A 7378-nucleotide genomic window follows, 5' to 3' on the forward strand; every position below is an offset into this window, starting at 1 on the left:
TTTTTAAGTGTAATTGTTGTATTAATAAAAAAACAGTTATAAAAGTATCAGTAAAACCATTTATTATTTGGTGTACTTCACCATTATTTATAAATAAGATTTCATCAGCTATTTCCTGAGCAATATCTATTATAAGTAGATATAATTATTCCATTATTCATATCTCTATATTTTTTAATAGCCTCATAATATATTCAGTACTTATAAAATCAATAGTTCCAAAAGGTTCATCCATAAAAATATATTCATACTTTAATAAAAATCCTATTATTCTAACTAATACTATTTTTATTTTTTCTACCAATTAGTAGTATTATAATATAACCTATTATAACTATAATAAAAGGTAATAATTCTATATACCAAACTAAATCTAATGCCATAAATATATCATTTAAAATCATTGCTATCATAATAATTATTAATAATACTACTTCTTTCTTCATATTATCCTCCATTATTTCTATATAAAACTTATTCCATATACCAATTATATACTGTAATACTTTATTTTTATATATATTGTATTTAAATGAAAAAAATAAACCTTAAAAGAATTCAAGATGTAAATTGAAAAAGTAATTTCCGTTTTTTACTTAAACAGAAGTTAGTTTTGCAAAGTATCTGATATAATTAATTTGATATTTGTCCTTAGCATATTAGGAGTATTAATCATATCAAATAATAAACTATGCAAAGGAAAACACCTTATAATTGAAGACGCCTTATAATTGAATATGAATTAGATCAAAATTATACATTAAAAGAAATATCTGAAATAATTAAGAATGATTTAACTACCATCTCTAAAGAGATTAAGCGAAATAGATTTCTTAAAGTGAATAAGAGAAAAGAAAAGGATATACAACCGTGCCAACATCGAAGAAGTTGCACCAAAACAAGCTTATGCACTGATACTTGTGGTAAGCAATGTAAGAAATGTAGTTTTATAAATTGCTATAGAACTTGTAATGAATATACTAGTAAGAAATTCTCTAAGTTTAGTTGATACCTATATGTTTGTAATGGCTGTAGTACAACTACTACGTGTACGGCTGAAAAGCAATACTATAAATCTAAAATTACAGATACAAAGTATAGAGAACTGTTAATATTATCTAGAGAAGGGCTTAATATAACATCAAAGGAGTTAAAGAATATAGATGATATAATATCTCCACTTATTTTTAGGGGACAATCTTTATTTCATATTTTCACTCATCATAAGAAAGAAATAAATTGTTGTGAAAGAACTTTATATAATTATTTTGATAAAAATGCTTTACAGCTAGAAACATTGATTTACCTAGAAAAGTTAAGTATAAACCTAGAAAAAAGTCTACACCTCCTATAATTAAAGAATCTAATTATAGAATTGGTAGAACCTTTACTGATTTTGTTAAATTCATTGAAGATAATCCTAATATTCCAGTAGTAGAAATGGATACTGTCCACGGCACATTTAGTGGCAAAGTTCTACTAACCTTTATTTTTAGAAATTGTTCATTAATGATAGCTTTTATTATTGATAGTTGCACGGAAGTAGCTGTAAAAGAAGCTATAGATAAATTATATGATGATTTCAAAAGGCATTTTCCTGTTATTTTAACTGATAACGGTTCTGAATTTAAAGACCCTAATTCATTAGAATTAGACAATGAAGTAGATCAAAGAACTAAAATATTTTACTATAACCCGATGGCTTCTTACCAGAAGCCTTACGTATAAAAGAATCACGAATACATACGGTATATAATACCTAAAGGAATATCATTAAAAAACCATACTCAAGAAGATATTACTTTAATGATGAATCATATTAATAGTACAAGCACGAGCCAGTTTAAATGGAAATACGCCATTCAAACTAGCCCAAATGTTATTAGATAATTCACTGCTAGAAAAGCTATCATTAAAACATATACTAGCAGATGAAATACATCTAAAAACTGCACTTTTAAAAAAATAAGATATCAAAAATCTATGGCAAGTATTAATGGAACTTAATCATGCAAAAATAAGGCAAACGGAACTTAGTCTTACAAGCACGATTCCGTAGCCTTATTACTCATGTTTAAAAACCCTAGAAAAACGATTATCTTATAAAAATTATAGCTTAATTTAAGTGTTTTTACTACTAAATTTATATATAAAACTGACTTTGCCCTTGCAGTTACAATAGATTATGCTAAAACGGAATTTAGTTTTTTATTTAACGCTTATTATTAAATATATATTCATATTTCTTCTTAGTTTCAGTATCCATATTAACAGTAAGTATATATAAGTTAGAAATGTCTATCTTCCTGTTTACATTAGTATCATTTTTTTGTTAACTTCTAATAAATCATCAATATCATAAGTTTCTCCTAGCAATCCTTTTGTTAAATTCATATTATACTCATTAGTGAATATAATATTATAATATAATCTTACATTATTTTTGCTATATTTATTAACTCCTATTAATACTTCTTTTATATCTGAATAATTATAAACTTTATTAAATATTGGTAATAAATTACACTTAATAATAACATCTTCTTTTATAATTATATAGTTATTTACACTATATATATATTTCCTATAATAAGAACAGATGTAATAAGCCAATATATAAAATAATTCTTTCCAAACACCATTCTTAACTTTAAATTCCCATATACTTTTATATTTAATTTCAATATAAAATATATTATTATTATAGGTAATATATAACAAATAATGCTATTTGTTGTCGTCATGCTAATCATTAAGTAATGTTTATGTCTTCTATCTATTATATAATTTATACCAATTGTTAAAATTAAAAAGTATGCTATGCCTACTGTTATTAAAAATATGCTGTAAAATATTATATTAAACAACTTTTTTATATCATGCATTACTATCTCCAATCTTAAATATGCTTATCTTTTATGTCATTTGAAATTCTTTTTAATATTATTCCTAATGGCTTATCTAGTGTAGTTTGTACTATTCCATAAACATAAAATATTATAGTAGATACTTTGCCAATATCAGTATTTATTTTTCCTCCAATCAATGTAAAAATACTTGTATGTGGTATAATTATCATAAAAAGTCCCCAAATAATACTACTACTAATAATAAATAATTCAAATATATTTATATAATTAGTCTCATCTTTCTCTTTATTCTTATACATTATATTGTACATTATAATTGGAATTATTATAGAGCCACACCATATAAAACAAAAATACTCACTATATTTATTAATATTAAAATAGAAAAAAGTAAATGAAATACCTCCAAATATTAATGACCCATAATTAAAAATTTTTCTAACTTTTTTATTATCATAATAAATATATAGAAAAGTTAGAATCTTAGAAGTAGTCAAAAAAATCGGCAATATTATAGTTAATAAGTGTCCCTCTTTTACTGAAATAAAATCCATAATTCTTCGCCTCCATACGTATTAATAAATAAGATAACCTTACAAAAATATTATGTAAGGCTACCTTATTTATCTATTTAATTTACTATGAAATATCACACCATCCATTATTTGGCCTAGGATCTCTTGAATCAAACCAAGATGCAAATTTTGCTCCTAGATCTACTGCCCACATCATAACCTCAAATGCCGCACCAGCTAAAGAAGAAATCCCAGATGCTATGCTAGCTGAAATCGCCTTTGCCATTAGTTTTTTCTTTAACTCTTGTGAAAATATAGTTTTTGCAGCACTTAATCCATATTTTTTAGCTAAACTCCTTAATGCTATTGCTCCTCCCCCTGTAGCACCCCCTACAAGTGAACCTATTGCTAAGTTAACAGCCCCCCTACTAACCAATTCGGAGCTCCTAATCCACCATCAACATATTCCATTTCATTCCTATCAATTTCTACATAATTACTTGGTAATTGTAAATCATATTGTCTTTGTAATACAAATGTACTCATTTGTCTCCTCCATTTTATTATATATTTTAAAAGAACTTTTTAAGTTTGTAAATATTTAATATAAAATTAATTAATTTGCGCGCTTTTTATATTAAATTTACTATATTAAAATTTCTCTTAATGCAATGTAATTAACTAAATTTAATTCCTATTAATTCTAAAATGTATTTCATATAGGTTATTTTTTCATACTTAACTCTTGTTTCTGTTACCATTCCTAAGGTTAAGTTAACTTTTTCTCCTTTAGAATCTTCTAAATATGTTTTTTCTGGTTTAACTTTAACCTTAAAAATACATTTCCTTTTTCATTATCTATAGTTGCATCTTCATCAATGCTTATTACTTTTCCTGGTATTGTTCCATATTCTGATTGTAATAATCCTCCTACGGCTAAAGCTACTTCATCTCCTAGATGTATTCTTGGTCTATCACTTGAAGGTAACATAGTTTCTATTATTAATTCTTCTTTACTTGTTATAGTTCCTATTAAGCTTCCACCTTGAAGTACCATTCCTGAGGTTAATGGAGTGCTTAAATGAATAACTACACTTTTTTTGTGCAACTACTTTATATTGTTCCTTTCCCTTTTCTAAAGCTTCTTTTTGAGCTATTAATTTTGATAATTCTAATTCATATTGATTTTTTTCACTTGTAAATTCTGAAATAGTTTTATAATAATGCTCATCAGATTTATTTTTTTGTGTTTTAGCATATTCCTCAATTTGCTTATCTTCATATCCATGATTTTTTAATGATTCTTTATCTACATTAAATTCTTTTCTTGCTATATATGCTGCATTTAATTTATTGTAAAATTCAACTTCTTCTTCATTATATCTATCAAAATAATTAGTTCCATTAGTTGCATTTTCTTCTACCAAACTTAATAGCTCTATTCTTCTGCTATAGCTGTTTATTTGTGCATTTATTTTTTTCTAATTGAAGATCACTTTCAAGTCCATTAGTTGTAAATAATATATCTCCTTCTTTAACTTCCTTCTATAATAAACACTTCTTTTATTTCTCCTGAATTTTTAGTCATAATATGAGATTTATTTTCTGAAACTACAATACCTTGTCCTTTTACCATATAAGTTTTTACTAATTTATTTGCCCAAATTAATAGTGCTATAATTAATGATGTAACTATTAAAATAACATATTTCATAAAAGCTGGTGGTTTTCTATCATAAAGGATTTTACTATCAGTAATTTCATTTAAGTTATATACTTTCAAATAAATCTCCACCTTTCAAAACTTCCATAAATACATCAGCTACAATGTTTTCTTCTTCTTGTTTTATAAATACAGTATAAGAATCTCCCTTTAGCTTAATATTGTTTTCAAAGGTATATACTCCAAGCTTTTGATATGCAAATTGTAGATTTTCTTCTCTTTCTATGAATCTTGCAAAAAAAACAATTAGTTACTCTTAGCTGCGATTTTATTTCATATGGTTTTTCAAGATTGTAAATTGGATTTTTTAATTGAACCATTAGCTTTATTATAAAGTTAGCTTCAATTTAAGTAGGTATATCGAATTCTTAACTACTAAAATAGAAACTCTTTAGACCTACATATTAAATTTCTTGTATCGAGTAGGAGGAAAATAATTATTTTATTTTCCGTCCTCTCACACCACCGTATAAATGTCAACTTAATATTGTAGCTTTTTGATCATTTAAGAATGTAGGTTTTAGTTATCTTCAAAATTAAAGTGATCTTTTAGTCTATATGAATTTCCAGTGATTGAAACTACATGAGCGTGATGAAGTACTCTATCTAAAATAGCATTAGCAATTATTGGATCATAAAAAACTTCATCCCAAGCATTAAAATTTATATTAGTAGTTATAATAGTACTTTTCTTTTCGTATCTCATATCTATTAATTGAAAGAATAATTTTGAATCCTCCTTATCTATTGGTCTGACTTACGGACAGTTAATAACCATATAACTGGAAACAACTATTTTAACAAAAAAATTATTCTGAAAAATATAAAAAACCACCTTTTTCTAGTGTAAAATTAGTTTGCACACAAAACTTACAAAAGAAAGGTGGTTTTTATATGATCAATGATCAAGAATATCTTACTACAGAATTGAAAAAAACACTAGAGAAAATGATAATTTTATCTGCTCCTCGCTTAAATAATTTAATTGCAATTGTTATTGGAATAATATGCTCTCAATCAGTTGTTTTATCTAAAATTTCTCAAGAGCTAAAAGACTCTTATTCAGTAGGTACAGAAACAAGTAAAGTGAAAAGAATTCAGAGGTTTTTAAGTAATAAAGCAATTAATCCTGAAAAACTCTATGAGTTTTTTTACGTATAAGTTATTAAAAAAATATAAATTTAGATCAAAATCTATTTATATAATATTTGATCATACAACAATAGATGATAGGTTTATAATACTGCAATTTTCATTAAAAGTAGGAAGAAGGGCTGTTCCACTTTGGTTTAAGTTATTTAGATATAAACAAGATGGGAATAAAGACTTTATTCATGTAAAGGAAGGACTTAAATTCCTACATAAGATATTAACTCCTTATGGATTTAATGTTACTATACTTGCAGATAGAGGATTTAAAAGTATTGATTTATTTAAGTTCATAGATGAAGTTCTTCAATGGAAATACTGTATTAGATGTACAAAAGATTTAGGAATATCCATTGTCGGTAAAGGAAAAATAAACAAGCTGGTTGACATAATTCCAACAAAAAATTCTACAAAGTATTTTTACAATATTAAACTAACAGCTCAAGAATACATTTGTAACATGGCTGTATGCAAAGCTGAAGATGCTGATGATGTATGGTTTATAGCTAATAATATTTCCGAGCCTTATGCAATAAGGGAATATAAGAAAAGATTTGATATTGAGGAAATGTTTAGAGATTTTAAAAGTAATGGATTTAATTTAGAAGATACGTGGAGTAATGATATTAACTATTCTAAGATGTTATATTTTTGTGTTTGTATAGCTTATTCTTATATAATTTCCCTTGGAGTTTCTTGTACCAAAGATAAGAAAAATAATTTATTAGGTGCAACCAAAAATCTTAAAGGAAAAAAAGTTAGAATTTATAGTTTATTTACTACAGGAATTAAATGGTTTAAAAGAGCTTACTATTCTTGCAGGAAGAAATACTATTTAAAAACCTGCTTTACTATATATCAAGGATAATAACAAAATTGGTATTGACAGAAGGTACATAGTCAAAATAGAAAATTTTATTTACTTATTTATACTTAAATTCAATTAAAATGAATTTAGTTCAAAAAGTAAATTCCATAATAATTAAAAACTAAATTTATTATGGAATTTATTCAATAATTTTGATAATAACTGTCCGTAAGTCAGGTTATTGACTAGTTGTTCCCACTACCAAGCCCACAACGGACTTTCACCGTCAAGTTGTTGCCCGTGCTGGGCACAC

Annotated in this window: 12 protein-coding genes and 1 pseudogene; 4 read left to right on the forward strand and 9 right to left on the reverse strand. The window is 25.4% G+C overall.

Features of this window, described 5'->3' with window-relative positions:
* Window positions 1-272: 272 nt before the first annotated feature.
* On the reverse strand, window positions 273-446 hold the full coding sequence (locus ACQRD5_RS16310) for a hypothetical protein (RefSeq protein WP_291631349.1): 174 nt from the start codon (window positions 444-446) through the stop codon (window positions 273-275).
* 525 nt (window positions 447-971) lie between these two features.
* On the opposite strand from ACQRD5_RS16310, the gene ACQRD5_RS16315 reads away from it, so the two are divergent.
* Window positions 972-1112: a hypothetical protein gene (locus ACQRD5_RS16315; protein ID WP_427747054.1), complete on the forward strand. Its 141-nt coding sequence runs from the start codon at window positions 972-974 to the stop codon at window positions 1110-1112.
* Window positions 1113-1440: 328 nt separating this feature from the next.
* Window positions 1441-1728: a hypothetical protein gene (locus ACQRD5_RS16320; protein ID WP_291631350.1), complete on the forward strand. Its 288-nt coding sequence runs from the start codon at window positions 1441-1443 to the stop codon at window positions 1726-1728.
* A gap of 582 nt (window positions 1729-2310) precedes the next feature.
* Here the strand turns inward: ACQRD5_RS16320 and ACQRD5_RS16325 are convergent.
* From ACQRD5_RS16325 to ACQRD5_RS16360, 8 genes and pseudogenes are all read right to left on the reverse strand, one after another.
* A complete protein-coding gene (locus ACQRD5_RS16325) occupies window positions 2311-2613 on the reverse strand; it encodes a hypothetical protein (protein ID WP_291631352.1) in 303 nt (100 codons plus the stop codon).
* Window positions 2614-2899: 286 nt separating this feature from the next.
* Complete coding sequence (locus ACQRD5_RS16330; RefSeq protein ID WP_291631354.1) at window positions 2900-3424, reverse strand: hypothetical protein; 525 nt, start codon at window positions 3422-3424, stop codon at window positions 2900-2902.
* 85 nt (window positions 3425-3509) lie between these two features.
* Window positions 3510-3821, reverse strand: a complete 312-nt coding sequence (locus tag ACQRD5_RS16335) for a hypothetical protein (RefSeq protein ID WP_291631356.1) — start codon at window positions 3819-3821, stop codon at window positions 3510-3512.
* A complete protein-coding gene (locus ACQRD5_RS16340; RefSeq protein WP_291631358.1) occupies window positions 3794-3931 on the reverse strand; it encodes a hypothetical protein in 138 nt (45 codons plus the stop codon). The genes ACQRD5_RS16335 and ACQRD5_RS16340 overlap by 28 nt, the downstream gene beginning before the upstream one ends.
* A gap of 253 nt (window positions 3932-4184) precedes the next feature.
* Window positions 4185-4442: an HlyD family secretion protein gene (locus ACQRD5_RS16345; RefSeq protein WP_427747055.1), complete on the reverse strand. Its 258-nt coding sequence runs from the start codon at window positions 4440-4442 to the stop codon at window positions 4185-4187.
* A complete protein-coding gene (locus ACQRD5_RS16350; protein WP_291631363.1) occupies window positions 4399-4812 on the reverse strand; it encodes a hypothetical protein in 414 nt (137 codons plus the stop codon). Before ACQRD5_RS16350 ends, ACQRD5_RS16345 begins: the two co-directional genes overlap by 44 nt.
* A gap of 107 nt (window positions 4813-4919) precedes the next feature.
* Complete coding sequence (locus tag ACQRD5_RS16355) at window positions 4920-5168, reverse strand: hypothetical protein (RefSeq protein WP_291631365.1); 249 nt, start codon at window positions 5166-5168, stop codon at window positions 4920-4922.
* 460 nt (window positions 5169-5628) lie between these two features.
* A pseudogene (locus ACQRD5_RS16360) lies at window positions 5629-5859 on the reverse strand (ATP-binding protein); the annotation flags it as partial.
* 143 nt (window positions 5860-6002) lie between these two features.
* Here ACQRD5_RS16360 and ACQRD5_RS16365 point away from each other — a divergent pair.
* Window positions 6003-6269, forward strand: a complete 267-nt coding sequence (locus tag ACQRD5_RS16365) for a hypothetical protein (protein ID WP_291631367.1) — start codon at window positions 6003-6005, stop codon at window positions 6267-6269.
* Window positions 6250-7125 carry a transposase gene (locus tag ACQRD5_RS16370; RefSeq protein WP_427747056.1) on the forward strand — a complete coding sequence of 292 codons (876 nt, stop codon included), beginning with the start codon at window positions 6250-6252 and terminating at the stop codon, window positions 7123-7125. Before ACQRD5_RS16365 ends, ACQRD5_RS16370 begins: the two co-directional genes overlap by 20 nt.
* The last annotated feature ends 253 nt before the right edge of the window (window positions 7126-7378 follow it).

The organism is Clostridium sp. SGI.024, from assembly GCF_050315195.1.
In the GTDB taxonomy this organism is placed as follows: Bacteria; Bacillota; Clostridia; order Clostridiales; family Clostridiaceae; genus Clostridium.